This is a genomic window from Methylobacterium sp. NPDC080182 (genome assembly GCF_050281105.1).
Taxonomy (GTDB): Bacteria; Pseudomonadota; Alphaproteobacteria; order Rhizobiales; family Beijerinckiaceae; genus Methylobacterium.
Genome location: NZ_JBNNWO010000015.1, coordinates 72,580 through 96,857, shown reverse-complemented (window position 1 = coordinate 96,857; position 24,278 = coordinate 72,580). Strand labels below are relative to the sequence as shown.

General features: G+C 73.8%; 23 protein-coding genes and 1 riboswitch. Of the genes, 18 read left to right on the top strand and 5 right to left on the bottom strand.

Translation table 11 applies throughout. The features are described 5' to 3' along the window. Window positions 1-2: 2 nt before the first annotated feature. Complete coding sequence (locus ACQKQD_RS24675) at window positions 3-1,904, bottom strand: peptidyl-prolyl cis-trans isomerase (protein ID WP_427509824.1); 1,902 nt, start codon at window positions 1,902-1,904, stop codon at window positions 3-5. A 186-nt stretch (window positions 1,905-2,090) separates the two neighbouring features. Here ACQKQD_RS24675 and tpiA point away from each other — a divergent pair, with 186 nt between their 5' ends. After that, window positions 2,091-2,852, top strand: coding sequence for a triose-phosphate isomerase (tpiA, locus tag ACQKQD_RS24670; protein ID WP_020094621.1), 762 nt, complete (start codon window positions 2,091-2,093; stop codon window positions 2,850-2,852). A gap of 55 nt (window positions 2,853-2,907) precedes the next feature. On the opposite strand, the gene ACQKQD_RS24665 is transcribed toward tpiA, so the two are convergent. After that, entirely contained in the window at window positions 2,908-3,366 is a 459-nt protein-coding gene (locus tag ACQKQD_RS24665) for a nuclear transport factor 2 family protein (RefSeq protein ID WP_427509823.1), read from the bottom strand. 305 nt (window positions 3,367-3,671) lie between these two features. Between ACQKQD_RS24665 and secG the strand changes: the two genes are divergently transcribed. The 4 genes from secG to ACQKQD_RS24645 all read left to right on the top strand — a co-directional run bounded on the left by secG (window position 3,672) and on the right by ACQKQD_RS24645 (window position 7,994). Further along, window positions 3,672-4,106 (top strand): preprotein translocase subunit SecG, encoded by a 435-nt coding sequence (gene secG / locus ACQKQD_RS24660; protein WP_042672232.1) that lies wholly within the window; start codon window positions 3,672-3,674, stop codon window positions 4,104-4,106. A gap of 156 nt (window positions 4,107-4,262) precedes the next feature. Continuing rightward, on the top strand, window positions 4,263-5,891 hold the full coding sequence (locus tag ACQKQD_RS24655) for a CTP synthase (protein ID WP_020094624.1): 1,629 nt from the start codon (window positions 4,263-4,265) through the stop codon (window positions 5,889-5,891). A 58-nt stretch (window positions 5,892-5,949) separates the two neighbouring features. Further along, entirely contained in the window at window positions 5,950-6,402 is a 453-nt protein-coding gene (locus ACQKQD_RS24650) for a DNA polymerase III subunit chi (protein WP_020094625.1), read from the top strand. Next, on the top strand, window positions 6,402-7,994 hold the full coding sequence (locus tag ACQKQD_RS24645; protein WP_427509822.1) for a S10 family peptidase: 1,593 nt from the start codon (window positions 6,402-6,404) through the stop codon (window positions 7,992-7,994). The genes ACQKQD_RS24650 and ACQKQD_RS24645 overlap by 1 nt, the downstream gene beginning before the upstream one ends. A 22-nt stretch (window positions 7,995-8,016) precedes the next feature. Here ACQKQD_RS24645 and ACQKQD_RS24640 read toward each other — a convergent pair whose 3' ends face one another. After that, window positions 8,017-9,381 carry a discoidin domain-containing protein gene (locus ACQKQD_RS24640; RefSeq protein WP_427509821.1) on the bottom strand — a complete coding sequence of 455 codons (1,365 nt, stop codon included), beginning with the start codon at window positions 9,379-9,381 and terminating at the stop codon, window positions 8,017-8,019. A gap of 161 nt (window positions 9,382-9,542) precedes the next feature. Next, a riboswitch (cobalamin riboswitch) is annotated at window positions 9,543-9,737 on the top strand. 35 nt (window positions 9,738-9,772) lie between these two features. Between ACQKQD_RS24640 and ACQKQD_RS24635 the strand changes: the two genes are divergently transcribed. The 9 genes from ACQKQD_RS24635 (at window position 9,773) to cobJ (ending at window position 19,091) form a co-directional block, all read left to right on the top strand. After that, window positions 9,773-9,955 carry a CbtB domain-containing protein gene (locus ACQKQD_RS24635; RefSeq protein ID WP_024829520.1) on the top strand — a complete coding sequence of 61 codons (183 nt, stop codon included), beginning with the start codon at window positions 9,773-9,775 and terminating at the stop codon, window positions 9,953-9,955. A 16-nt stretch (window positions 9,956-9,971) separates the two neighbouring features. Then, complete coding sequence (locus ACQKQD_RS24630; RefSeq protein WP_427509820.1) at window positions 9,972-10,724, top strand: CbtA family protein; 753 nt, start codon at window positions 9,972-9,974, stop codon at window positions 10,722-10,724. Continuing rightward, entirely contained in the window at window positions 10,717-11,118 is a 402-nt protein-coding gene (locus ACQKQD_RS24625; RefSeq protein WP_020094630.1) for a DUF1636 domain-containing protein, read from the top strand. The genes ACQKQD_RS24630 and ACQKQD_RS24625 overlap by 8 nt, the downstream gene beginning before the upstream one ends. Next, window positions 11,115-12,149, top strand: coding sequence for a cobalamin biosynthesis protein CobW (gene cobW, locus ACQKQD_RS24620; protein WP_056528083.1), 1,035 nt, complete (start codon window positions 11,115-11,117; stop codon window positions 12,147-12,149). Before ACQKQD_RS24625 ends, cobW begins: the two co-directional genes overlap by 4 nt. A 46-nt stretch (window positions 12,150-12,195) precedes the next feature. Further along, on the top strand, window positions 12,196-15,525 hold the full coding sequence (cobN, locus tag ACQKQD_RS24615; RefSeq protein ID WP_427509819.1) for a cobaltochelatase subunit CobN: 3,330 nt from the start codon (window positions 12,196-12,198) through the stop codon (window positions 15,523-15,525). Between the two features lie 74 nt (window positions 15,526-15,599). Beyond that, window positions 15,600-16,865, top strand: a complete 1,266-nt coding sequence (locus ACQKQD_RS24610) for a precorrin-3B synthase (RefSeq protein ID WP_427509818.1) — start codon at window positions 15,600-15,602, stop codon at window positions 16,863-16,865. Then, a complete protein-coding gene (locus ACQKQD_RS24605) occupies window positions 16,862-17,554 on the top strand; it encodes a precorrin-8X methylmutase (RefSeq protein WP_280142467.1) in 693 nt (230 codons plus the stop codon). The genes ACQKQD_RS24610 and ACQKQD_RS24605 overlap by 4 nt, the downstream gene beginning before the upstream one ends. Beyond that, window positions 17,554-18,333, top strand: a complete 780-nt coding sequence (locus tag ACQKQD_RS24600) for a precorrin-2 C(20)-methyltransferase (RefSeq protein ID WP_020094635.1) — start codon at window positions 17,554-17,556, stop codon at window positions 18,331-18,333. Before ACQKQD_RS24605 ends, ACQKQD_RS24600 begins: the two co-directional genes overlap by 1 nt. Further along, the gene (cobJ, locus tag ACQKQD_RS24595; protein WP_020094636.1) at window positions 18,330-19,091 is read left to right on the top strand and encodes a precorrin-3B C(17)-methyltransferase; all 762 of its coding nucleotides are present in this window, start codon (window positions 18,330-18,332) and stop codon (window positions 19,089-19,091) included. The genes ACQKQD_RS24600 and cobJ overlap by 4 nt, the downstream gene beginning before the upstream one ends. On the opposite strand, the gene ACQKQD_RS24590 is transcribed toward cobJ, so the two are convergent. After that, the gene (locus ACQKQD_RS24590) at window positions 19,058-19,870 is read right to left on the bottom strand and encodes a cobalt-precorrin-6A reductase (protein ID WP_020094637.1); all 813 of its coding nucleotides are present in this window, start codon (window positions 19,868-19,870) and stop codon (window positions 19,058-19,060) included. The two genes, cobJ and ACQKQD_RS24590, sit on opposite strands and share 34 nt — an antisense overlap. On the opposite strand from ACQKQD_RS24590, the gene ACQKQD_RS24585 reads away from it, so the two are divergent. Genes ACQKQD_RS24585 through ACQKQD_RS24570 form a run of 4 tightly spaced genes read left to right on the top strand, consistent with a single transcriptional unit; the run spans window position 19,869 to window position 23,579 of the window. Further along, the gene (locus ACQKQD_RS24585; protein ID WP_020094638.1) at window positions 19,869-21,089 is read left to right on the top strand and encodes a bifunctional cobalt-precorrin-7 (C(5))-methyltransferase/cobalt-precorrin-6B (C(15))-methyltransferase; all 1,221 of its coding nucleotides are present in this window, start codon (window positions 19,869-19,871) and stop codon (window positions 21,087-21,089) included. The two genes, ACQKQD_RS24590 and ACQKQD_RS24585, sit on opposite strands and share 2 nt — an antisense overlap. Beyond that, entirely contained in the window at window positions 21,068-21,490 is a 423-nt protein-coding gene (locus ACQKQD_RS24580) for a cobalamin biosynthesis protein (protein ID WP_020094639.1), read from the top strand. The genes ACQKQD_RS24585 and ACQKQD_RS24580 overlap by 22 nt, the downstream gene beginning before the upstream one ends. Further along, window positions 21,487-22,263 carry a precorrin-4 C(11)-methyltransferase gene (cobM, locus tag ACQKQD_RS24575; protein ID WP_427509817.1) on the top strand — a complete coding sequence of 259 codons (777 nt, stop codon included), beginning with the start codon at window positions 21,487-21,489 and terminating at the stop codon, window positions 22,261-22,263. The genes ACQKQD_RS24580 and cobM overlap by 4 nt, the downstream gene beginning before the upstream one ends. Then, a complete protein-coding gene (locus tag ACQKQD_RS24570; RefSeq protein WP_427509816.1) occupies window positions 22,260-23,579 on the top strand; it encodes a cobyrinate a,c-diamide synthase in 1,320 nt (439 codons plus the stop codon). The genes cobM and ACQKQD_RS24570 overlap by 4 nt, the downstream gene beginning before the upstream one ends. Before the next feature lie 60 nt (window positions 23,580-23,639). On the opposite strand, the gene ACQKQD_RS24565 is transcribed toward ACQKQD_RS24570, so the two are convergent. Next, window positions 23,640-24,077: a helix-turn-helix domain-containing protein gene (locus ACQKQD_RS24565; protein ID WP_020094642.1), complete on the bottom strand. Its 438-nt coding sequence runs from the start codon at window positions 24,075-24,077 to the stop codon at window positions 23,640-23,642. Window positions 24,078-24,278: the final 201 nt, after the last annotated feature.

Genomic DNA, 24,278 nt, shown 5'->3' with positions numbered 1-24,278 from the left:
CCTCAGTACTCGCCGCCGATGGCGCGCCGCAGGGCGGCCGGATCGACCTTCACGCCGGCGTTCTTCTGGACCTCGCTGATGTACTCGGACAGCACGTCGTCGGCGAGCGCCGCCTGGAAGCTCTGCGTGATCTGCTTGTCGCTCGGGCTGTCGGCCACGAAGGCCGGCACCGTCGCCGCCGTGACCTTGAAGACCGCCCGCGAATCGCCCGCGGCCGCCGTGCCGGCCTTGCCCACCGGGGTCGCGAAGATCAGGTTCACGACGTCGGCCGTGAGCATGTCCTTGGCCTGGTTGCGGGCGAGATCCTGCGCCTCCTGCAGGTTGACGCCGACCTCCTGGGCGGCGGCCTCCATGGTCTCGCCCTTGTTGATCTTCTCGACGAGCTCGCGGCCCTTGGCCTGGAGACGCTTGGCGATCTCGGTCGCGGTCCAGCCGGCCTTCACGCCGTCCTTGACCTCGTCGAGGGGCTTGTCGTGGGCGGCGTCGATCCCGGTGACGTCGTACCAGACGTAGCCGCCGGTCTTGGTCCGCAGGGGCTCGTTGTCGCCGCCGATCTCGGCGCGGAACAGGGCCGGCAGGGTGGTCTCGGGGTCCGGGATGTCGGTGATCCGCTGCCCGTCCGGTCCCTTGCCGTTCACGTCCACCGCCTTCACGGCGACGACCTTGAGGCCGCGCTCGGCCGCGATGTCGGCCAGCGGCTTGGCGCCGGCCCGCTGGTCCTCGATCGCGTCGCGGGTGGTCTCCATGGCGTCGCGGGCGCGGGCCAGGGCGAGGGCCTTGCGGATCTCGCCGTCCACCGCCTCGAACGGCTTCACCGTCCCGGCCTCGATCTTGGTCACGCGCAGCAGCACGGTGCCGAACCGGCCCTGGACCGGCTGGCTCACGCCGCCCTCGGGCAGCGCGAAGGCGGCGTCGGCGACGGCCTTGTCGAACAGCTCGCTCTTGGTCAGCGTGCCGAGGGTCAGGTCCTTCTCGTCGGTGCCGCGTTCGGCCGCCACCGCGTCGAAGGTCTTGGAGCCGTCCGTGATCGCCTTGCGGGCCGCCTCGGCGGCGGCCGCGTCGGGGAACACGATCTGCTGGATCGTGCGCTTCTCGGGCGTGCCGTAGCGGTCCTTGTTCAGCGCGTAGGCGGCGCGGGCGTCGGCCTCGGTGATCGCGTCGGGCTTCGCCATCGCCTCGGGCTCGACCACGAGGAGGTTGGCCGCCCGGAACTCCGGTGCCCGGAAGCCGGACTTGTTGGCCTCGTACCAGGTCTTCAGCTCGTCGTCCGTCGGCTCGGGAATCTGGCCGGCCACCGAGGGCGTCAGCACCAGGTAGGCGGCCGCGCGGCGCTCGGTGGTGTAGCGATGGACGGCCTCCCGCATGGCGAGCGGCACGTGCAGGTCGGACGACACCGCCTCGGCCAGCTGGAGGCGGGCGATCACCGAGCGCTGCTCGCGCACGAACAGGGCCTCGTTGAGGCCGGCGCGCTGCAGGGTCTGGTAGAAGAGCTGCGGCTCGAACTGACCCTGCTGGTTCTGGAAGCTCTTCTCCTCGTGGATCGCCTTGATCACCGAGGAATCCGGCACCGTGAGGCCGAGATCGTGGGTCTTCTGATCGAGGGCGGCCTCGGTGATCAGCTGGGACATCACCTGCCGGTCCAGGCCGAGCATCCGCGCCTGGTCGGGCGTCAGCGGACGCTTCAGCTGGGTCTGATAGCGCTGCAGCTGGTTCTGGTAGGCTTGGCGCACCTGCTCGGCCGTGATCGGCGTGCTGCCGACCGTGGCCACCTTGTTGCTCGCGCCGCCGCGGAAGAACTCCTCCACCCCGAAGATGCCGACACCGGCGATCAGCAGCGTGAAGATGATCGTCAAGACGATCTTGCCGAGCCAGTGCTGGCTGGCGTTGCGGATGCCCTGAAGCATGGTCTGTGATCGAGTACCTTCGGCAGCCGCCCCGTCACCGGGCCGGCGCTGTCCCTGAGAGCCGACCGCGATAGACCATTCGCGTCCACAGGCAAAGGCTCGGGCGGTCCCGGCCGTTTGCACGCTCAAGCTCGCTCTGGTAGGCCCCGGCGACTTCGAGAAAGCCGCGGCGGAGCGAGGGCAGGAATGACGCAGTCTGGGCGCAAGCCGCTTGTCGCCGGCAACTGGAAGATGAACGGGACCCGGGCATCCATCCAGGTTGTCGAGGCGATTCGCGACGGGCTCTCGCCGGACCTCGCGTCGCGCATCGACGTGCTGATCTGCCCGCCGGCGACGCTGATCGGATCCTGCGTGGCGGCGGCGGCCGGATCGCCGATCGCGATCGGCGGACAGAACCTGCACGCCCGGCCGAGCGGCGCCTTCACGGGCTCGATCTCGGCCGAGATGCTCGCCGATCTCGGCGCCAAGTACGTGATCGTCGGCCATTCCGAGCGCCGGGCCTACCATCACGAGACCGACGACGGGGTCCACGCCAAGGCGCTGGGCGCCCGCCGCGCCGGCCTGTGCGGCATCGTCTGCGTCGGCGAGACCATCGAGGAGCGCGAGCAGGGCCGCGCCCTCGACATCGTCCGCGCCCAGCTCGCCATCGGCCTGCCGAAGGGCGCGACGGCGGCCGACACGGTGATCGCCTACGAGCCGGTCTGGGCGATCGGTTCCGGGCGGACGCCGACGCCGCGCGACATCGCCGAGGTCCACGCCTCCCTGCGGGAGATGCTCGACAAGCTCGTCGGCGACGAGGCGCAGAAGATCCGCATCCTCTACGGCGGCTCGGTGAAGCCCGGGAACGCCAAGGAACTCCTGTCGGTGGACAACGTCGACGGCGCGCTCGTGGGCGGCGCGAGCCTCGTGGCGGAAGACTTCCTGGGGATCTGCGCCGCCTACGCCTGAGCGCGGGCCCGCGAAGCCTGGCTAGGCGCGGCGCGACAGACGCGCCGCGCGACCGTCAGATCTTGAAGGCCTGCCGGGCGAGCAGCCGCCAGCGGCCGCCGTCGCTGTGCCAGACCTGCATCACGCCGATATGGACCGGCGACGTCTTGCCACCCGAGACCACCTCGCCGGTGAAGACGTGGCGCGCGATGGCGTCGTCGCCGACCACCGAGACGGAGCGGTCCGACAGGGTGATGCTCGGGAAGGTCGAGCGCTTGCTGGTCAGCGTCTCGATGAAGGCCGCCTTGTCCTGCACCTGACCGCTGGAATGGCCGTAGCTCAGCCCGTCGAGGGTCAGGGCGTCGAGGGCCGCACCGTCGGCGGCGAGGAGAGCCTTGGTGAGGGCGTCGACCGCCTGCTCGACCGCGGCGCCCCGGGCGGAGGGATCGGTTCCGGCCGCGGAGCCGGAGCCCGGGCGGATCAGGACGGGTGCGGCGATGGCGGCGGCGAGCGCCGCACGGCGTGACACGGACATGGCCTGCCTCCCGGACCGGGCGGCGCGTTCGGTCGGCCGCCCTGCCCCGGCAGAGAGCACGGTGCGCCGACGAAGGCGAGGGTCGGAGCGGACAGTCGGCCGCGCGCGTCAGGTTGGCGGCGGGCGACCGGTGGTGTATGCCGTCGCCGAATTCCGGCCGGTCCGCCCGAAGCGTCCCCCGAAGCCCCCGCCGCACGCCCGTGCGTCGGGGCGATTCGTGGACGATCGCGGGCCCCGGCCCTCGTGCGTTCGTCTTCCGGTGCCCGCTGCCGGCGCGCGGCGCTGAAGAAGATCCCGGAACACCGATGCAGACCGTCCTGATCGTCGTCCACCTCATCATCGTGCTCGCGCTGATCGGCGTCGTGCTGCTCCAGCGCTCCGAGGGCGGACTCGGGCTCGGCGGCGGTGGCGGCGGTGGCGGCGTCGGCGGGTTCATGACCGGCCGCGGCCAGGCCAACGCCCTGACGCGCGCCACCGCGATCCTGGCGGCCCTGTTCTTCGCCACCAGCCTGACCCTCGCGATCCTGTCGCACCGCTCGGCGGCGCCGAAGTCGATCCTCGACACCGGCGCGCCGCAGACCTCCGGCCAGCCGGCCAAGCAGCCGACCGGTGCCGACAACCTGCTCGACACGCTTCGCCAGCAGCAGGACCGGGCGCCCGCGAACGCTCCGGCCCAGCCGGCCCCCGCGCAGCCGGCCCCCGCCCAGCCGGCGGTTCCGGACGCGCCGCAGTCGCGCTGACGGCGCGCGCCGCGAGCGGCGCATCGTCCGACCCTTGTCCCGACGGACCGGCGCTCGGCCGGTCCACGCCATGCGTTCCGCGATCCCCAGCCCATGCGCGGGCCGGGGCCTGCGTCGTTTGGCAAATGCCAGCAGCTTCTTTATGGACCGAGGCCCATGACGCGGTACGTTTTCATCACCGGCGGCGTGGTCTCCTCCCTCGGCAAGGGCCTCGCCTCGGCGGCCCTGGCGGCGGTCCTCCAGGCCCGCGGCTACCGGGTCCGGATGCGCAAGCTCGACCCCTACCTGAACGTCGATCCGGGCACGATGAGCCCGACGCAGCACGGCGAGGTGTTCGTCACCGACGACGGCGCCGAGACCGACCTCGACCTCGGGCATTACGAGCGCTTCACCGGCGTTCCGGCGAGCCGGGCCGACAACATCACGACGGGCCGGATCTACCAGGACATCATCGCCAAGGAGCGCCGCGGCGACTACCTCGGCGCCACGATCCAGGTGATCCCGCACGTCACGAATGCGATCAAGGACTTCGTCCTCGACGGCAACGACAGCTTCGACTTCGTGCTGGTGGAGATCGGCGGCACGGTCGGCGACATCGAGGGCCTGCCGTTCTTCGAGGCGATCCGGCAGCTCGGGCAGGAGCTGCCGCGGGGCACCTGCTGCTACGTCCACCTGACGCTGCTGCCCTACATCCCGTCCGCCGGCGAGCTGAAGACCAAGCCGACCCAGCACTCCGTGAAGGAGCTGCGCTCCATCGGCATCCAGCCCGACATCCTGCTCTGCCGCTGCGACCGGCCGATCCCGATGGACGAGCGGCGCAAGCTCGCGCTGTTCTGCAACGTCCGCCAGACCGCGGTCATCGAGGCCCTCGACGTGGCCTCGATCTACGAGGTGCCGCTCTCCTATCGGACCGCGGGCCTCGACCGGGAGGTGCTCGGCCATTTCGGCCTGGAGCACGGCGAGGAGCCGGATCTCGGCCGCTGGCAGACCATCGCCGAGCGCGTGCGCAATCCCGAGGGCGAGGTCTCGATCGCCATCGTGGGTAAGTACACGGGGCTGAAGGACGCCTACAAGTCGCTGACCGAGGCGCTGACCCACGGGGGCATCAGCCACCGGGTGAAGGTCAATCTCGAGTGGATCGAGGCCGAGGTGTTCGAGCGCGAGGATCCGGCGCCCTTCCTCGAAGGCCTCAACGGGATCCTCGTGCCGGGCGGCTTCGGCCAGCGCGGGGCCGAGGGCAAGATCCGGGCGGCCCGCTACGCCCGCGAGAAGCGCATCCCCTATCTCGGCATCTGCTTCGGCATGCAGATGGCGGTGATCGAGGCGGCCCGCTCGCTGGCCGGGATGCCGGAGGCCAACTCCACGGAGTTCGGCGACACCGCCGAGCCGGTGGTCGGCCTGCTCACCGAGTGGCTGCGCGGCAACGAGCTGGAGCGGCGCGCGGCGGCCGGCGATCTCGGCGGCACGATGCGGCTCGGCGCCTACGAGGCGAAGCTCGACCCCGAGTCCAAGATCGCCCAGATCTACGGGTCCGATCAGATCTCGGAGCGCCACCGCCACCGCTACGAGGTCAACATGGCCTATCGCGAGCGGCTGGAGGCCAAGGGCCTGCGCTTCTCGGGCGTGTCCCCCGACGGCCTGTTGCCCGAGACGGTGGAGCATGTCGGGCACCCGTGGTTCATCGGCGTGCAGTTCCATCCGGAGCTGAAGTCGCGCCCGTTCGAGCCGCACCCGCTGTTCAAGGGCTTCGTCGGCGCCGCGATCGAGCAGAGCCGCCTGGTCTGAGGCCGCGGCGGCGCGCCGCTGCTCGCGCGGCGGCCCGCGGCCCTATATCCTCGGTGCCGTGACCGAGATCCTCTTCTACCATATGCAGCGACAGCCCCTGGAGAAGGTGCTGCCGAACCTCGTCGAGCGCTCGCTGGACCGCGGCTGGCAGGCCGCGATCCAGGCGGCGAGCGAGGAGCGCCTGCAGGCGCTCGATGACCACCTCTGGACCTATTCCGACGAGAGCTTCCTGCCGCACGGCACCGACCGCGAGCCCGACGCCGCGAGCCAGCCGGTGGTGCTCACGCTCCGGGACGTGAATCCCAACACCGCCTCGATCCGCTTCCTGGTGGAGGGCGCCGACCTGCCGCCCGACGCCGGGCAGTACGAGCGGATCTGCATCCTGTTCGACGGGACCGACCAGGACGCGCTGCTGCGCGCCCGCGAGCAGTGGAAGCAGGCCAAGGATGCCGGTCACGCGGTGGCCTACTGGCAGCAGGACGAGTCCGGACGCTGGAACAAGAAGGCTTGATGGTGGCCCCCCACGCACGTCTCGGGCGCGCCGCGCTCGCCCTCGCCCTGGCTCTCGCCGCGCCCCCGGCCACCCTCGCCCAGGACGCGCCGCACGGCCATCCCGCGGAGAGCAAACCGGCGCAGCGCGGACCTGAGGGGCGCCGCCTGCCGCCCGATTCGACGACCAAGCAGAGCGAGACGCTGCCGGACGGCCGGACCCTCGACTTCACCGCCACCGCCGGCAGCCTGCCCCTCGTCGACGAGGCGGGCAAGCTGCAGGCCGAGATCGCCTACGTCGCCTACACGATGGCGCCGCAGGCCGGCCGGGAGCGTTCCGTCACCTTCGCGGTCAATGGCGGCCCGGGCGCCGCCTCGGCCTATCTCAATATCGGGGCGATCGGGCCCTGGCGGCTGCCGGTCGGCGGCGACAGCATCAGCCCGTCGCAGCCGGTGACGCTGACGCCCAACGACGGGACGTGGCTCGGCTTCACCGATCTCGTCTTCCTCGACCCCGTGGGGACCGGGTATAGCCGGGCCGCGGACGGGAACGGCAAGGCCTACTGGTCGATCGATTCCGACGCCTCGACCCTGGCGGCGACCATCGCGCGCTACCTGCGCGTCAACGACCGCATGGCGAGCCCGAAATTCTTCGTCGGCGAGAGCTACGGCGGCTTCCGCGGCCCGCTGATCGCCGAGAAGCTCCAGGAGGAGATCGGCGTCGGCCTGTCTGGCATGGTGCTGCTCTCGCCGGTGCTCGATTTCGCGTGGCTGGAGACGCCGCGTGCCAATCCGTGGGGCTACGTGCTGAAGCTGCCCTCGCTGGCGGCGGGCGCGCTCGAGCGGGCCGGCACGGTGCCGACGCCAACCCTGCTCGGCGACGCGGAGGCCTATGCCTCGGGCCCGTACCTGAGCGACCTGCTCAAGGGGCCGAGCGACACGGCCGCCGTCGCCCGGATGACCGAGAAGGTCGCGCCCCTCGTCGGTCTCCACCCCGCCCTGGTGCGTGCCCAGGCGGCGCGCCTCTCGACCCGGAGCGTCCAGCGCGAGATCGACCGCGCCGAGGGCCGCGTGACCAGCGCCTACGACACCGGCATCACCGGCTGGGACCCGAACCCGGACGCCGCCCAGTCGAGCTTTGAGGATCCCCAGCTCACCGCCCTCCAGGCACCGCTGACGAGCGCGATGCTCGACCTCTACGCGCGGACGCTGAAATGGCCGGTGACCAACATGCGCTACGAGCTCCTGAACAACGCCGTCAATCGCGGCTGGAACTGGGGCTCGGGCCGGCAGGCGCCCGAGGTCCTGTCGAACCTGAAGGGCGATCTGGCGCTCGACGGGCACCTGCGCGTCCTCGTGGCGCACGGCTTCACCGACCTGGTGACGCCCTACTTCGCCTCGAAGCTCCTGCTGGCGCAGGTCCCCGCCTACGCCGCCGGCCGCCTGAGCCTCGCGGTCTATCCGGGCGGGCACATGTTCTACACGCGTCCGGATTCGCGCGCCGCCTTCCGGACGGACGTGGAGCGGATGTACACGGACGCCCTGAAGGTGCGCGACGCCGGCTCGACCCGTCCGGCCGGAGCCCCCGCCGAGCATCTCCGGACGGCGCCGTAGCGCCTCCGGCCCGCCAAGCCGGTCACGCGTCGTCGAAGGCGAGGGCCTCGGCCGGGTAATCCACCATCGTCCGGCGCTGCGCGTCGGTGTTCTGCCACTCGCCGACCTTCATGTAGCGGCCCTCGAGATCGCGGACCTCGACCACCTTCCCGATGGTGGGGATCGACTGGAAGCCCTGCGGCCAGTTCGACGCGAAGTAGAAGATCTGCTCGACGTGGTCCGAGAGGTGGCAGATCCCCGGCCCGAAGGTCCCCAGCCCGAAGACGAGGTAGCGGCCGTTCACCAGCGCCGCGACGTCGGAGATCAGCGACTCGCTCTGGATCTCCACCGGCAATCCGCGCCGCTCGGCGTACGCCTCCACCTCGGCGATGACCGGGTTCAGTCTGTTCTCGAAGACGAGCTTGACCGAGCGGATCCGGCCCTCGGCCAGGAGCCGGTCGATGACCATCCGGTAGAACGCGAAGGGCGGCTGCGGATAGTGCGGATCGACCCAGGTGCTGAAGATGTCGCCCGACCGGATGTGGATCAGGAGCTGGTCGTCGGGCTTCACCGGGAAGCTCTTCGGCAGGCCGTTGAACAGCGGCCGGATCACGCTCTGCACGATCGCGCGCGAATCCGTCGGCCCCCGCAGCGCGGTCACGCGCTCGAACTGCGTCGGGTCGAAATACAGGCCCGACAGGAAGTAGCCGTCCGCCGGCAGCGGCTCGTCCGGCGGGATGAAGGTGATGCCGTCGCAGGTCAGCCGCTCGGTCAGGAAGATCACCTTGCTGCGGTCGACCTTGGGCACCTTGATGTACTTCAGGTTGAGCGCCTTCGCGATGGACACCGCGATGATGTACTGGACGAGGCAGTTGCCGAAGGCGCCGTTCTCGAACAGCGACAGGCCGACCAGGGCGTGGCTGGCGCGGTCGGGCGCCGACTGGAGCGCGTAGGTGACGTAGACGTTGGCGCCGGGCGTCTCGTTCAGGAGCGTCACGTCGAGGCCGAGCATCGCCCGCAGCGCGATCAGGTCGACCGCGGCCTCGTCGGCGCGGATGCCGATGCCGGCGATCCGGGCCGGTTCGGGCGCGGCGATCCGGACCGCGCGCGCCCAGGCCCGCTCGTCGGGGACGATCGCGGCGACGAGGGCGTCCGGGGTCGCGGTCCAGCCGGCGAGGTCCGGCTCGGCCCACGTCACGCCGTCCTGCGAGACCGCCACCGCGACGTCGCCGGGCTCCGCGGGAACCGCCCCCTCCCCCGGCCGCAGGGCGACGGAATGGATCGGGAAGCGGCCGCCGAGGTCGACCTCGAGCCACGTCGTTCCCGTGCCCGCATCGGAGACGATCCGCGGCTCACGGCCTGCCGCGAGATCGACGAGAACCGGGGTCGGATCGTCTGTCGGGGCCATCGGGTCTCCGGGAGTTCAGCGCCCGCGCCGGGGCCGGGCGGGTATCGGGTGCGGCGGTGCCCGCTCCGGGGCGCGGCCGTCAAGCCCGCCCCGATCGCGGGGCGGGCGCGGGAAACGGCCGCGATCCGGCGCCGCTCCGTTGTGTCCCGGCGGTCATGCGTCTACAACGGTCCGGCGACGGTGCCCCGGAGACGGGGTGAAAAGGGAATGCGGTGAGGGGTTTGAAGCCCCGATTCCGCGGCTGCCCCCGCAACTGTGAGCGGCGAGCGCCCGCCAAGCGCCACCGGAGCGATCCGGGAAGGCGGTGGGCGCGCCGAGCCGCGAGCCAGGAGACCTGCCGTCGCGACAGGATCCCGCAATGCCGCCGGTGGGGCGGCTGGAGACGCTTCTGATGACGACGCAAACCCTCGCCCCCGTCGCCGCCGGCACCCGCGCGTCGGAGCGCCCGATCGCCGTCGCGCTCGCGGCCGTGCTGGGCCTCGGCCTGCTGTTCATGGCGGGCTTCTCGCCGGCGATCGCGCTCCACAACGCGGCGCACGACTTCCGCCACACCCAGAACTTCCCCTGCCACTGACGTCCCCGGACCAGGGATGATCATCCGGCTCCTGTCGGCGGCCCTCGCCGCCGGCTTCTTCGCGGCTGCCATCGTGACGGGCCTCGAATTCACGCTGACCTCGCCGCTGATCGTCGCGGCCGAGCGCTACGAGCAGCAGGAGGCGCCGAACCGGGCTGCCAAGGCGCTCCCGATCAAGGCGTTCCCGATCGTGCTCGCCCATGCCGGGCACGACCACGCCGCGCCCGACGCCGCGCCGGAATGGCAGCCCGCGCCCGGCCTGCCGCGGATGGCCTTCACCGGGCTCGCGACCCTTGTGGGCGGCGTCGGCTACGCGCTGCTGCTCGGCGCGGTGATGCTCGCCTGCGGCCGGGAACCCACGCCGCAGGTCGGCCTCGCCTTCGCGGTGGCCGCCTTCGCCAGCGTCGCGCTCGCGCCGGGTCTCGGCCTGCCGCCGGAACTGCCCGGCAGCGCGGCGGCCCCGCTCGCGACGCGGCAGGCGTGGTGGGTGATGACCGCCGCGGCGACCGGCATGGGGCTCTACCTGATCACGATTCGCCGCGCGCTGATCACGATCCTCGGGGGGCTCGTCCTGATCATCGCCCCGCACGTCGTCGGCGCCCCGCAGGCGCCCGAGGCCGCGTCCGAACTTCCGGCGGCGCTCGCCGCGCAATTCGCCGCGCGGTCGCTCGCCATCAGCTTCGTGTTCTGGATCCTGATCGGGCTGGGGCTCGGCTGGGCGTGGCAGGCCTTCGCCCGCGGCGCGGATCGGGGAGCGGCCCGTGCCTGAGACCGTTCTCTACGTCTGCACCACCTGCCGCCGGCCGGACGACGACCCCGACGGGCCCCGCGCCGGGGCCCGCCTGCTGGAGGCGCTCCGGGCGCGGAGCGGCGCCACGCCGGACCTGCGGGTCGAGGCGGTGGAGTGCCTGTCGGTCTGCAAGCGGCCCTGCACCGTGGCGGTCGCCGCGGCCGACCGCTGGACCTACGTCTACGGCGACATGGATCCCGCCGCCTCGGCCGAGATCATCCTCGGCGGGCTCGCGGCCTACGCGGCGACCCCGGACGGCATCGTGCCCTGGCGCGAGCGTCCGGAGGCGTTCCGCAAGGGCGTGATCGCCCGCATTCCCCCTTTCCCAGAACCCCGCCCGGTCCCCGCCGGCACCCTGGAGCCCGCGGAATGACCCTCGTGAACAAGATCCCCTGCACCATCGTCACCGGCTTCCTCGGGGCCGGCAAGACGACCCTCGTCCGCCACGTGGTCGAGAACGCCAAGGGGCGCCGCCTCGCGATCCTGGTGAACGAGTTCGGTGATATCGGCTTCGACAAGTCCTTCCTGGCGGCCTGCGGCGTCGAGGGCTGCACCGAGGACGCCATCGTCGAGCTGCCGAACGGCTGCATCTGCTGCACGGTCGCGGACGATTTCGTGCCGGCGCTGGAGACCCTTCTCGGCCGCGCCGAGCCGCCGGAGCACATCCTGATCGAGACCTCGGGCCTCGCCCTGCCGAAGCCGCTGGTCCAGGCATTCCAGTGGCCGGCGATCCGCTCGCGGGTGACCGTCGACGGCGTGGTCGCGGTGGTCGACGGCCCGGCGGTGGCCTCGGGCGCCTTCGCGGAGGACCCGGAGGCCCTCGCGGCCCAGCGCGCCGCCGACCAGTCGGTCGACCACGACAACCCCCTGGAGGAGGTGTTCGAGGACCAGCTCCTCTGCGCCGACCTCGTGGTCGTCAACAAGGCCGACCTGATCGACGCCGCGACGCGGGCGCGGGTCCGCGCCGAGGTCGAGGGGCACCTGCCCCGCGCAGTGAAGGTGGTCGAGACCGAGAACGGCGCCATCGACCCGCGGGTGCTGCTCGGTCTCGGCGCGGCCGCCGAGGACGACCTTGACGCCCGCCCCTCGCACCACGGCGAGGGCGAGGACCACGACCACGACGATTTCGAGACGGTCGCGCTGCCGGTGCGCCCGGCGGTGACCGCGGGGGATCTCGCGGCCCGGGTCGAGGCGGCGGCCGAGGCCGCCGGCGTCCTGCGCATCAAGGGCTTCGCCGAAGTCGAGGGCAAGCCGATGCGCCTCGTGGTGCAGGGTGTCGGCCGGCGCGTGACCCATCATTTCGACCGCCCCTGGCGGGCCGGGGAAGCCCGCGACGGGACGTTGGTGGTGATCGGCCTCAAGGGCTTCGACAAGAACGCCGTCGCGGCGGCCCTCGCGGGATGAGGCCGGTCGCGCACGCCCGCCCGGACTCGCTCTAGGGGTCGCCGCGGTGCACCTCGTGCGCATCGATTCCGTCTCCCTCGACGAGGGCGAGGCGGCCGTGGATCTCGGGCAGGAGCCCGGCGACCTCGTGGTGCTGTCCTTCACCGACAGCGACCTCGCGTCGGTCGGGCAGGCCCACGCCGCGGAGCCCGGCCTGCCAAGCCTGCGGCTCGCGAAGCTCGCCAGGCTGCGGCACCCGCTCTCGGTCGACCTCTACGTCGAGCGTGTCGTGGCGCGCGCCAAGGTCGTGGTGATCCGCTGCCTGGGCGGCCTCGATTACTGGCGCTACGGGATCGAGCGCTGCGCCGAGGCCGCGCGGGCGCACGGCGTCGTCCTCGCGGTCCTGCCGGGCGACGACCGGCCGGATCCGCGCCTCGCCGCCTTCTCCACCGATCCCGACCTCGCCGGGCAGCTCGACGCCTATTTCCGGGCTGGCGGCCCCGACAATTTGCGGCGGATGCTGCGGCGCCTGGCGGTTCGCCTGGGCGCCGACGGACCGGTCGAGCCGCCCGTGCCGCTCCCGCGCGGCTTTCCCTGGTGCCCCGGCTGCGGAGTTCTTCCCCTCGAGGCAGCCCTCGCCGCGGCCGGGACCGCGGTCCCGCTCGCCGGAGCGCGCAGTGCGGCGGAGCCCGTCGCGCTCCTGCTGATCTACCGCTCCGCCGTGCTCGGCGGCGACACCGGCCCGTTCGTCGCCCTCGCCGCCGCCCTGCGGGCGCGCGGGATCGGCGTGCTCCCGATGGCCGTGTCGAGCCTGAAGGAGCCGCAGGCCGCCGCCGCGGTCGCCGCTGCCGTGCGCGCGCGCAGGCCCGACCTCGTGATCGCCGCCACCGCCTTCTCGGCCCGCGAGGACGAGACCGGTTTCGTGCTCGACGGCGGCGACTGCCCGGTTCTCCAGGCCTTCACGGTCGGCTCGCCCCGCGCGGCCTGGGAGGCCTCCGCCCGCGGTCTCGGCGCGGCCGATCTCGCCATGCAGGTCGCGCTGCCGGAATTCGACGGCCGGCTCTCGGGCTTCCCGATCTCGTTCAAGGAGGAGAGCGCCGAGATCGCCGGCTTCGCCGAGCGGCGCGCCGTGCCCTACGAGGCCGGCATCGCCGCACTCGCCGACCGGGCCGCGGGATGGCTGCGGCTGGCCGCCCTGCCCCGGGCGGCGCGTCGCGTCGCCCTGGTCCTGTCCGACTATCCCGCCCGAGGCGGCCGGGCCGGGTTCGCGGTCGGCCTGGACACGCCCGCGAGCGCCCGCGCGATCGCCGCCGACCTCGCGGCCGCGGGCTACGCGGCGGGCGCGCTTCCGGAGCCCGGAGCGCTGATGGCGGCGCTCACGGACGGCCCGGCCGCGTTCCGGGTGCCGCTCGCGGCCTACGCGGCGTGGTGGCGCACGCTCTCCGAGGACGTCCGCGCCGCCGTGACCGACAGCTGGGGCGAGGCCGAGGCGGACCCGGCCTGCGTCGACGGCGCCTTCCGGTTCCGGATGGTCCGGGACGGCGGCCTCGCGGTCTTCCTCCAGCCCGACCGCGGCCGCGACCCCGATCGCAAGACCGGCTACCACGACCTCGACCGCGCCCCGACCCACGCCTACCTGGCCTTCCATCTCGGCCTGCGGCAGCAATTCGACGCCCTGGTGCAGCTCGGCACGCACGGCACCGCGGAGTGGCTGCCGGGCAAGGCCGTCGCCCTGTCGCCCGCCTGCTTCCCGGCGCTCTGCGTCGGCGGGCTGCCGGTGATCTACCCGTTCATCGTCGACGACCCGGGCGAGGCCGCGCCGCTCAAGCGCCGCCTCGGCGGGATCGCGCTCGGGCACCTGACGCCCGACACCGCCGTCCACGCGCTGACACCCGAGGCGGCCCGGCTCCGCGAGCTGGTGGAGGAGTATTCGGCGGCCAGCGTCCTCGACCCCCGCCGCGCCGACCTCATCGCCCGCGCCATCCTGGAGGAGGCTGCGGCGTCCGGACTGCTGGACGGTGCCGGGATCGGCGCGGACACGCCGATGGACGAGGCGCTGACGCGGCTCGACGCCCATCTCTGCGATCTCGGCGAGACCGTCTTCCGCGACGGACTGCACGTCTTCGCCCGCGCTCCGGACGAGGCCGCGGAGGCCGTCGCGGCGAGCGCGGACTCCGAGCGGGCCGGCCTGCTCGCGGCCCTCGACGGGCGGTTCGTCCGGCCGGGCCCCTCGGGTTCGCCGTCGCGCGGGCGGGCGGACGTGCTCCCGACCGGGCGCAACCTCGCGACCCTGGACCCGCGGGCCATCCCGAGCCGCGCCGCCGCGCTCCTCGGCGAGAAGGCCGCCATCGCCGTGGTGACCCGCTACCTCCAGGACGAGGGCGCCTATCCGGCCCGGATCGTCATGGATCTCTGGGCCTCGCCGACCCTGCGCACCGGTGGCGAGGACGTGGCCCACGCCCTGGCCCTGATGGGCGTGCGGCCGGTCTGGGACCATTCCAGCACCCGCGTCACCGGTTTCGAGATCCTGCCCCTCGCCATGCTGGACCGGCCGCGGATCGACGTCACCGTCCGCGTCTCCGGCGCGTTCCGCGACACCTTCCCCGACACGCTGGCGCTGCTCGACCGCGCCGCCCGCGCCGTGGCGGACCGGGACGAGGCCGACGACGAGAATCCCCTCGCGGCGGCGCGCCGGCGGGGCGACGCGTCGGTGCGCGTCTACGGGGCCGCGCCCGGCCGCTACGGCGCCGGCACCGCCGCCACGGCCCTCGACGGCGCCTGGGACGGCCGCGCCGACCTCGGCCGCGCCTACCTGGCCGCGAGCGGCCACGCCTACGGCGACCGCGAGGGGCCCGACGCCGATTTCGCCGCCCGCGTCGCGGCGGCCGACGCCTATCTCCACGCCTTCGACGTGGCCGAGCGCGACCTGTTCGACGGCGACGCCGCCGTCGACGCGATGGGCGGTTTCGCGGCGGCCGCGGCCCTGGAGGGGGCGAGCCCCGCCCTCTACAGCCTCGACGTGTCGGTCCCGGAACGGCCGAAGGCGCGGACGGCCCGCGAGGACGCGGCCCGCCTGATCCGCGGGCGCCTCGCCGATCCCCGCTGGATCGCGGCCCAGCTGCGCCACGGTTACCGGGGGGCGCAGGAACTCGCCCAGGGGCTCGACGCGGTCTTCGTCCTGGCCGCCGCGAGCGACGCGGTGACGGATGCGGGCTTCGAGGCGCTCTACGCGGCCTGGATCGCCGACGCCGAGGTGTTCGAGCGCCTGCGCGCCGCCAATCCCGCCGCGGCCCGCGCGATCCTGGAGCGGTTCGACGAGGCCCGGGATCGCGGCCTCTGGCACAGCCGGCGCAACGCCCTCCCGGCCGACGCCCTGATGCGCGAGGCCGCCGAGTGAGCGCGGCCCTGCATCGGCGCGCCCTGCCCAAGGCGCCGGCCCGCCGGGGCTGGTGCCCCGGTCTGACGCGTCCCATGCCGACGGGCGACGGCCTGCTCGCGCGCGTCCACCCGCCGCTTGGGATCCTGACCCTCGATCAGGCCCGCGCCGTGGCGGAGGGCGCGCGGCTCTTCGGGAACGGGCACCTGGATCTCACCGCCCGGGCCAATCTCCAGATCCGCGGCGTCTCCGAGGCGACGCGCGCGCCGCTGGCCACCTGGCTCGCGGCCCGAGGGCTCGGCGACGTGCGCGCCGATGGCGGCCCCCAGCGCCTGACGCTCACGAGCCCCCTGGCCGGCCACGACCCGAACGAGACGATCGACGTGCCGGCCCTCGCCCGGGCGATCGAGACCGCGGGGCTCGCGATCCCGGGGTTGCCGGCCAAGACCCTGGTCGCTGTCGAGGGCCGCCCCGGCCGGGCGCTGCCGGAAGCGGATTTCTGCGTCGTCGCCGAGGGACCCGGCCGCGTCGCGATCGCGGTCGCGCACGGTGAGACCTCGCGGACGCTCCTCCGCTGCGCGGACGACGCGGCGCCCGGCCACGTGGCGGCCCTGCTCGGCGCCTTCGCGCGGACCGGTCGGCGCCGGATGCGCGACCTGTCGGACGGCGAAATGACCGTGCTGACCGAGGTACTTCCGGCAGAAAAAACTCTCGTCGCATCGGCGCAGGCGCACCGGGGCTTCGCTCCGGAGCGGGAGCCGGCGCGTCCGGCGGGCGGAGGCGACCTCCGGAGCGTCGCCGTCGACGCGCCCTTCGGGCGCTGTACTGCCGACGCCCTCGACCGGATCGCGGCTACGGCAGCGGCGATCGGGTCCGACGAGATCCGCCTCTCGCCCACGCGCGGCTTCGTGCTGCTGGTGCCGGCCACCGCCTCCGACGCGACGGCAGCCGCGACGGCGGCGCTCGCGGCGGAGTTCATCGTCGTCCCCGACGATCCGCGGCGCGCGATCGCGGCCTGCACGGGGGCGCCGGGCTGCGCCTCCGGATCGACCCCCACGCTCGCGGACGCGGCCCGCCTCGCGGCGGCGTTCGGCACCCTGGCGGCCGCGGGCCATGCCGCGCACGTCTCGGGCTGCGCCAAGGGCTGCGCGCGGCCGGGTGCGGCGGACCTGACCCTCGTCGGCCGCGACGGCCTCTACAGCGTGGTGATCGGGGGCGCGCCCGGCGATGAGCCGGCGATGGATCTCCCTATCGAGGCCGTGCTGGAGCGGCTAGGAAGGGCCGAGATCGACGGGCTCTCCGCCGCATTCGCGCCGGAGATCACCCCTTCGGCATGCGGGAGGACCAGGAGACCGGCATGAGCGCGAGCCAGAACGCCCTGCGCCAGACAGGATCGGAGCCGGCCGCGGCCCACGAGTCCCCGTCCCGCTACGACTACATCCGCGACGGCGGCGCGATCTACGCGCGCTCCTTCGCGATGATCCGCGCCGAGGCCGATCTCGGGCGCTGGTCGGGCGCCGCCGAGCGCGTCGTCGTCCGCATGATCCACGCCTGCGGCATGACTGACCTGCCGGCCGACGTGGAGATGGCACCGGACTTCGCCGCGGCCGGCGTCGCGGCCTTGCAGGCCGGCGCGCCGATCCTGTGCGACGTCCGCATGGTCGCCGACGGCGTCACCCGGGCGCGGCTGCCGGCCGGCAACGAGGTGATCTGCACCCTGGGCGACCCGCGCGTGCCGGACCTCGCCAAGAGCCTCGGCACGACCCGCTCCGCGGCCGCCATGGAGCTGTGGCGGGAGCATCTCCCGGGCAGCGTCGTGGCGGTGGGCAACGCCCCGACCGCCCTGTTCCGCCTCTTGGAGCTGCTCGATGCCGGCGTGGCACCGCCCGCCGCGGTGATCGGCATTCCGGTCGGCTTCGTCGGCGCGGCGGAGTCGAAGGAGGCCCTGGCGCGGGACGGCCGCGTGCCGTTCGTAGTCGTGCACGGACGGCGCGGCGGCAGCGCCATGACGGCCGCGGCGGTCAACGCGCTCGCCAGCGAGGTCGAGTGATGGACGGTTTCGAGCGCCTCGACGGCCCGACCGAGGAGATCCCCGCGGCCGCGGTGACGGGCACGCTCTACGGCGTCGGGATGGGCCCGGGCGATCCGGAGCTGCTGACCGTGAAGGCGCAGCGCATCCTGATGCGCGCGCCCGTGCTGGTGCATTTCTGCAAGCGCGGCCGGCGGGGCAACGCCCGCACCATCGCGGACGCGATCCTGCGCGACCCGGCCCGCGAGATGGCCCTCGCCTATCCCTACACGACCGAGATCCATCCCGAGCACCCGGACTACGTCGCGGCGCTGGCCGGATTCTACGACGAGGCGGCCGGGCAGCTCGCCGATCACCTGGGCGCCGGGCGCGACGTCGCGATCCTGTCGGAGGGCGATCCGTTCTTCTACGGCTCGTTCATGCACCTCTGGCGGCGCCTGAAGGACCGGTTCCCCGTGGAGGTGGTTCCGGGCGTCACCGGCATGTCGGGCTGCTGGACCCGGGCCGGCACGCCGATCACGTGGGGCGACGACGTCCTCACCGTCCTGCCGGCGACCCTGTCGCTCGACGCGCTGACCGAGCGCCTGCGCGGCACGGACGCGGCCGTGGTGATGAAGCTCGGGCGGCACCTGCCGAAGGTCCGGGCCGCCCTGTCGGCCGCCGGGCTGCTCGCGCGCGCGGTCTACGTGGAGCGCGGCACGATGGCGGGCGAGCGGGTCGTGATGCTGGCCGACAAGGCCGACGACGACGCGCCCTACTTCTCGATGGTGCTCCTGCCCGGAGAGGGCCGGCGACCGTGAGCGGAAGCCTCACCGTCGTCGGCCTCGGGCCGGGCGACGCGGCCCTGCTGACCGAGTCGGCCCGCCGGGCGCTGGACGCGGCGGAGGACGTCGTCGGCTACTTCCCCTACGTGGCCCGCGTGCCCGAGCGGCCCGGCCTCGTCCGGCACGCCAGTGACAACCGGGTGGAGGTCGACCGGGCGCGCCACGCGCTGCAGCTCGCCGCCTCCGGCCGCCGGGTCGCGGTCGTCTCCGGCGGCGATCCCGGCGTCTTCGCCATGGCGGCGGCGGTGTTCGAGGCGGTCGAGTACGGCGAGCCCGGCTGGCGCGACCTCGCCATCACGGTGGAGCCGGGCATCACCGCGATGCTCGCCGCCGCGGCCCGGCTCGGGGCACCGCTCGGCGGCGACTTCTGCGCGCTCTCGCTCTCGGACAACCTGAAACCCTGGCCGGTCGTGACCGCGCGGCTGGAGGCGGTGCTGCGCGCGGATTTCGTGGTGGCGCTCTACAACCCGATATCCACCGCCCGGCCCTGGCAGCTCGGGGCGGCGCTGGAGATCGCGGCCGGGATCCGCGCGCCCGAGACGCCGGTGATGTTCGCCCGCGCCGTCAGCCGGCCGGACGAGGCGATCCGCGTCGCGACCCTCGCCGAGGCGCCCGCGGTGCCGGCCGACATGGCCACGATGGTGATCCTGGGCGCCTCGACGACGCGGCTGATCCCGCGCGCGGGCCGGGCGCCCTTCGTCTACACGGCCCGCAAGGTCGAGGGATCGGCGTGATCGCCCGCGTCCAGCCAGTCGCGCGCGCCGGCGGCGTCCGCGACGCTCGGCACGTCGGGCTTGCCCGGCCGACGCACCATCACGACCGGGATTCCGAGGCCGCGCGCCGCCGCGATCTTGCCGTAGGTCGCCGCGCCGCCCGCGTTCTTGCTGACCACGATCTCGATCCGGCTCGCCCGCATCAGGGCCGTCTCGGACGCGGCGTCGAACGGTCCGCGCGCCTCCAGGGCGGTCAGATGCGGCACCGGCAGGATGCCGCCCAGCGGCTCGACCGTCCGCGCCAAGTAGCTGTGCTGGGGCGCCGCCGCGAAGGCCCCGGCCTCCTGTCGACCGATCGTCAGGAACACGCGCCGGGGCTCGGGGCCAAGGGCGGCGACCGCCTCCTCCATCCCGTCGACCTCGACCCAGTCGTCGCCGGGCTCCCGGCTCCAGGCCGGCCTGCGGATCGCGAGGAGCGGCACGCCCGTCAGGGCCGCCGCGCGCGCGGCGTTGGCCGAGATCCGCGCGGCGAACGGGTGGGTCGCGTCGATCAGGCGGGTGATCGCCTCGGCCTCCAGGTAGCGGGCGAGGCCCTCGGCGCCGCCGAACCCGCCGATCCGGGTCGGGACCGGCTCGGGCTTCGGCGCCGCCGTCCGTCCCGCCAGCGAGAGGGTCACGGCGCGATCCGCCTGCCCCGCGAGCGACCGCACCAGGGCGCTCGCCTCGCCGGTCCCGCCGAGGATCAGGATCCGCATCGTGCCGGTGATCGGGAGCGGCGTGTTCATAAGCGCCTTGTCCATGAGCGCTGACCCGCTGTCGAGCGTCCCGTGGCTGTCGATCGTCGGGATCGGCGAGGACGGCCGGGCCGGACTGACGCCGTCCGCCGCCGCCGCGCTCGACGCCGCCCGCGTGGTCTACGGAGGCCGGCGCCACCTCGCCCTCGCCGGGCCGCTCGACGCGGAGACGCAGCCCTGGCCGAGCCCGATCCACGAGGCCTATCCAGAGATCCTGGCGCGGCGTGGCCGGCCGACCTGCATCCTCGCCACGGGCGACCCGTTCCACTACGGCATCGGCGCCGAGATCGCCCGGCTGGTGCCGGCGGACGAGATCCGCGCCTTCCCGCAGCCTTCGGCCTTCAGCCTCGCCTGCGCCCGGCTCGGCTGGCCGCTCGCCGAGTGCGCCCTGGTCACGCTCCACGGTCGCGCACTGACCCGGATCGTTCCGCATCTCCAGCCGGGTGCGCGGCTCCTCGTCCTGTCGTGGGACGGCACGACGCCCGGCGCCCTTGCCGCCCTGCTGCGCGACCGGGGCTTCGGCGCGTCGACGCTGACGGTGCTGGAGGCGATGGGCGGGCCGCGCGAGCGCGTCCGGCCGCTCCGCGCCGACGCGTTCGACGGCGCCGACTTCGATCCGCTGAACACGGTGGCGCTCGCGGTGGCGGGTGCCGGCCGCGCCCTGCCCCTCGCGCCAGGCCTCGACGACGACCTGTTCGAGAATGACGGGCAGCTGACCAAGTCCGAGATCCGGGCCCTGACCCTGTCGGCGCTGCGCCCGCATCCGGGACAGCATCTCTGGGATGTCGGTGCGGGCGCCGGCTCGATCGCGATCGAGTGGATGCTGCGCCACCCGAGCCTGCGCGCCACCGCGATCGAGGGAAGGCCGGACCGCGTCGAGCGGATCCGCCGCAACGCCGTCGCGCTCGGCGCCCCGGACCTCGCCGTCGTCGCCGGCACGGCGCCGGGCGCGCTCGCCGGCCTGCCCGCGCCGAACGCGGTTTTCATCGGCGGCGGCGTCTCGGAGCCGGGGGTCCTCGCGACCGTGCTGGCAGCGCTGCCGGGCGGCGGTCGCTGCGTCGCCAACGCCGTGACCCTCGAGGGCGAGGCCGCGCTGCTCGCGGCCTTCGCGGCGCATGGCGGGAGCCTGCGCCGCTACGGCGTGGAGCGGGCGAGCCCGGTCGGGGGAATGCACGGCTGGCGCCCGGCCATGACGGTGATCCAGTGGGCCTGGACCAAGCCGTGACCGGAGCGCTGGTCGCCGGCATCGGGTTCCGCCGGGGCACCGAGGCCGAGGAGATCGCGGAGTTGATCGAGCGCGCTCTCGTCCTGGTCGGCGCCGCGCGGTCGAGCCTCGCGGCCGTGGCCACGGCGGACGACCGGGCGTCGGACCCGGCGATCCGCGCGGCGACGGCCCGGTTCGGCCTGGCACCGCATTCCATCGCCGCCGCCGCGCTGGAGGCCCGCGACGCCGAGGTCGTCACCCGCTCGGCGCGGATCGAGCGCCTGCGCGGCGTCGGCTCGCTGGCCGAGGCGGCGGCCCTCGCCGGCGCGGGGCCCCGGAGCCGCCTCGCCCTGCCCCGGATCGCGAGCGGCGGCGCCACTTGCGCCCTGGCCGTCCGATACGACACGACACGGGAACCATGACCGTCCACTTCATCGGCGCCGGCCCCGGCGCGGCCGACCTGATCACGGTGCGCGGGCGCGACCGCATCGCCGCCTGTCCCGTCTGCCTCTACGCCGGGTCGCTCGTCGCCCCCGAGATCCTGGGCTGGTGCCCGCCCGGAGCGCGGATCGTCGACACCGCGCCCCTCGACCTCGACGCCATCCTGGCGGAGATCCGTTCGGCGCACGCGGCCGGCCAGGACGTGGCGCGCCTGCATTCCGGCGACCTGTCGATCTGGAGCGCCCTGGCCGAGCAGATGCGCCGGCTCGACGCGCTGGCCATTCCCTACACGGTGACGCCGGGTGTCCCCGCCTTCGCGGCCGCGGCCGCGCTGCTGCGCCGGGAGCTGACGGTCCCGGGCGTTGCCCAGACCGTGGTCCTGACCCGCACCTCCGGGCGGGCGAGCGCCATGCCCGAGCGGGAGACGCTGGCGGCCTACGCGGCCACCGGCGCGACCCTGGCGATTCACCTGTCGATCCACGTCGTCGAGGCCGTCGCCGCCGAGCTGATCCCCTTCTACGGCCCGTCCTGCCCGGCGGCGGCGGTGTTCCGAGCCTCCTGGCCGGACGAGCGGGCACTCGTGGGCGATCTCGCCGCGCTGCCCGGGCTCGTCGCGAAGGCCGGTCTGGAGCGCACCGCCCTGATCCTGGTCGGACCGGCGCTGAGCGCCGCGGAGTTCCGCGAGAGCGCCCTCTACGCGCCCGACTACGACCGGCGCTACCGGCCCGGCGGCATGGTGGGGTCGCGGTCGTGAGCGCCCCCGGCCTCCTCGTCGCGGCGCCGCGCTCCAGCTCCGGCAAGACGACCGTCGCCCTCGCGCTCATGCGCGCCCTCACCCGGCGCGGCCTGCGGGTGCGCGGCGCGAAGTGCGGCCCGGACTACATCGATCCGGCCTTCCACCACGCCGCGACCGGCCATCCGAGCTTCAACCTCGACAGCTTCGCCATGGCGCCGCCGCTCCTCGACGCGCTGGCGGGCGCGACGGCGGCGGCGGCCGATCTGCTGATCGCCGAGGGGTCCATGGGCCTGTTCGACGGCGTCCGGGCGGCCGAGAACCGCACCGGGGCGAACGCCGACATCGCCGCGCGCTACGGCTGGCCGGTGGTGCTCGTGGTGGACGTGTCGGGCGCGGCGCAATCGGCGGCCGCCGTGGCGCTCGGCTGCAAGCTCTACGATCCCCGCATCCGGATCGCCGGCGTGATCCTCAACAAGGTGGCGAGCGCCCGTCACCGGCGCCTCGTCGAAGCCGGCATGGAGCGCGCGGGGCTGCCGGTGCTCGGCGCGCTGATGCGCGACGCGCAGCTCGTCCTGCCCGAGCGCCACCTGGGGCTCGTGCAGGCCGGCGAGACCGCGGATCTCGCCGCGCGCCTCGACAGGCTCGCCGACCTCGCGGAGGCGGGCATCGACCTCGACGCCGTGACGGCCTGCGCGAGCGGCACCGTACCGCCCTCCGGTGGCCGCCTGCCCCGGCCGCCCGGACAGCGCGTGGCGGTCGCGCGGGACGCGGCGTTCAGCTTCCTCTACCCGCATCTCGAGACCGGGTGGCGGATGGCCGGCGCCGAGCTCGTGCCGTTTTCGCCCTTGGCCGACGAGGGACCGCCCGAGGATTGCAACGTCTGCTGGCTGCCGGGCGGCTATCCGGAACTGCACGCGGGCCCGATCGCCGGCGCGACCCGCTTCCTGGACGGGCTGCGCCGCTTCGCGCGGACCCGGCCGGTCCACGGGGAGTGCGGCGGCTACATGGTCCTGGGCGAGACGTTGCAGGATGCCGACGGAGCGACCCATGCCATGGCCGGACTGCTGCCGGTCGCGACCTCGTATCACCGGCGCAAGCTGCATCTCGGCTATCGCGTCGCGCAACTCTGCGAATCCGGCCTGCTCGGCGCCGCGGGCACGCGCCTCGTCGGCCACGAATTCCACTACGCCAGCGAACTCTCGCCGATCGCGCCGGAGGAAACGGCGCTCGCCCGCGTGACGGATGCCGAAGGTGTCGATCTGGGACTGGCCGGCCACCGGGTCGGACCCGTCACCGGCAGCTTCTTCCACCTGATCGCGACCGATCCGCCGTGACGCCGGGCTCGGCGCAGCCGCTTCGAAGGTCCCCGAGGTGAAGCCTGTTTCGCGCGCCGGTCAGGCCGGATCCGTCGTCGGCGCGGTTGCGCCCCGGTTCTGCGCGAGTCGCGCGGCGCTGCGGACCAGCGCGAGCACGTCGCGGCGCATCTGCTCGTCCTCGATCTGGGCGTAGGCGCGCAGCAGCTCGATGGCGCCGTGGGCGCTGAGGAAGCCGAACACGTCCTCCTGCGCGTTCTCGCGCGGCTCGTTCTCCTCGAAGAACGCGGAGACCGGAACCTCGAGGAGGCGCGCGATCTCGCGCAGCCGGCCGGCCCCGACCCGGTTCTGGCCCTTCTCGTATTTCTGAACCTGCTGGAAGGTCACGCCGACCGCGTTGCCCAGCGCGGTCTGGCTCATGCCGCGAGCCTTGCGCAGCGCTGTGATCCGGATGCCGACGAGGCGATCGACGTCCGTCGTCTGCTTCGGCATCGTCTGGCCGGAGGAATCCTTGTCCATGGCGTGGGCTGCATCCTCCTGCGGACGGGGTGTCTTCGCCTCGCTGTCGCGCCGCTTCACCGTCCGCCCCTTAGTCGCATGTCCTGCACGTCAGGTTGCCGGTACTCCGTGCCGATGTCCGGCTATAGCCCTGATCCCGACACAGGTGAACCGCGGCGCAGTAGGACACCAAGTTGTCAAGCTTCGCAAGTCGAAGGTTAC

Excerpts from the sequence above, each read along its gene's own strand:
- ACQKQD_RS24675 (WP_427509824.1), bottom strand. The coding sequence starts at position 1,904 with ATGCTTCAGGGCATCCGCAACGCCAGCCAGCACTGGCTCGGCAAGATC.
- tpiA (WP_020094621.1), top strand. The coding sequence starts at position 2,091 with ATGACGCAGTCTGGGCGCAAGCCGCTTGTCGCCGGCAACTGGAAGATG.
- ACQKQD_RS24665 (WP_427509823.1), bottom strand. The coding sequence starts at position 3,366 with ATGTCCGTGTCACGCCGTGCGGCGCTCGCCGCCGCCATCGCCGCACCC.
- secG (WP_042672232.1), top strand. The coding sequence starts at position 3,672 with ATGCAGACCGTCCTGATCGTCGTCCACCTCATCATCGTGCTCGCGCTG.
- ACQKQD_RS24655 (WP_020094624.1), top strand. The coding sequence starts at position 4,263 with ATGACGCGGTACGTTTTCATCACCGGCGGCGTGGTCTCCTCCCTCGGC.
- ACQKQD_RS24645 (WP_427509822.1), top strand. The coding sequence starts at position 6,402 with ATGGTGGCCCCCCACGCACGTCTCGGGCGCGCCGCGCTCGCCCTCGCC.
- ACQKQD_RS24640 (WP_427509821.1), bottom strand. The coding sequence starts at position 9,381 with ATGGCCCCGACAGACGATCCGACCCCGGTTCTCGTCGATCTCGCGGCA.
- ACQKQD_RS24635 (WP_024829520.1), top strand. The coding sequence starts at position 9,773 with ATGACGACGCAAACCCTCGCCCCCGTCGCCGCCGGCACCCGCGCGTCG.
- ACQKQD_RS24630 (WP_427509820.1), top strand. The coding sequence starts at position 9,972 with ATGATCATCCGGCTCCTGTCGGCGGCCCTCGCCGCCGGCTTCTTCGCG.
- cobW (WP_056528083.1), top strand. The coding sequence starts at position 11,115 with ATGACCCTCGTGAACAAGATCCCCTGCACCATCGTCACCGGCTTCCTC.
- ACQKQD_RS24610 (WP_427509818.1), top strand. The coding sequence starts at position 15,600 with ATGCCGACGGGCGACGGCCTGCTCGCGCGCGTCCACCCGCCGCTTGGG.
- ACQKQD_RS24605 (WP_280142467.1), top strand. The coding sequence starts at position 16,862 with ATGAGCGCGAGCCAGAACGCCCTGCGCCAGACAGGATCGGAGCCGGCC.
- ACQKQD_RS24600 (WP_020094635.1), top strand. The coding sequence starts at position 17,554 with ATGGACGGTTTCGAGCGCCTCGACGGCCCGACCGAGGAGATCCCCGCG.
- ACQKQD_RS24585 (WP_020094638.1), top strand. The coding sequence starts at position 19,869 with ATGAGCGCTGACCCGCTGTCGAGCGTCCCGTGGCTGTCGATCGTCGGG.
- ACQKQD_RS24590 (WP_020094637.1), bottom strand. The coding sequence starts at position 19,870 with ATGGACAAGGCGCTTATGAACACGCCGCTCCCGATCACCGGCACGATG.
- cobM (WP_427509817.1), top strand. The coding sequence starts at position 21,487 with ATGACCGTCCACTTCATCGGCGCCGGCCCCGGCGCGGCCGACCTGATC.
- ACQKQD_RS24565 (WP_020094642.1), bottom strand. The coding sequence starts at position 24,077 with ATGGACAAGGATTCCTCCGGCCAGACGATGCCGAAGCAGACGACGGAC.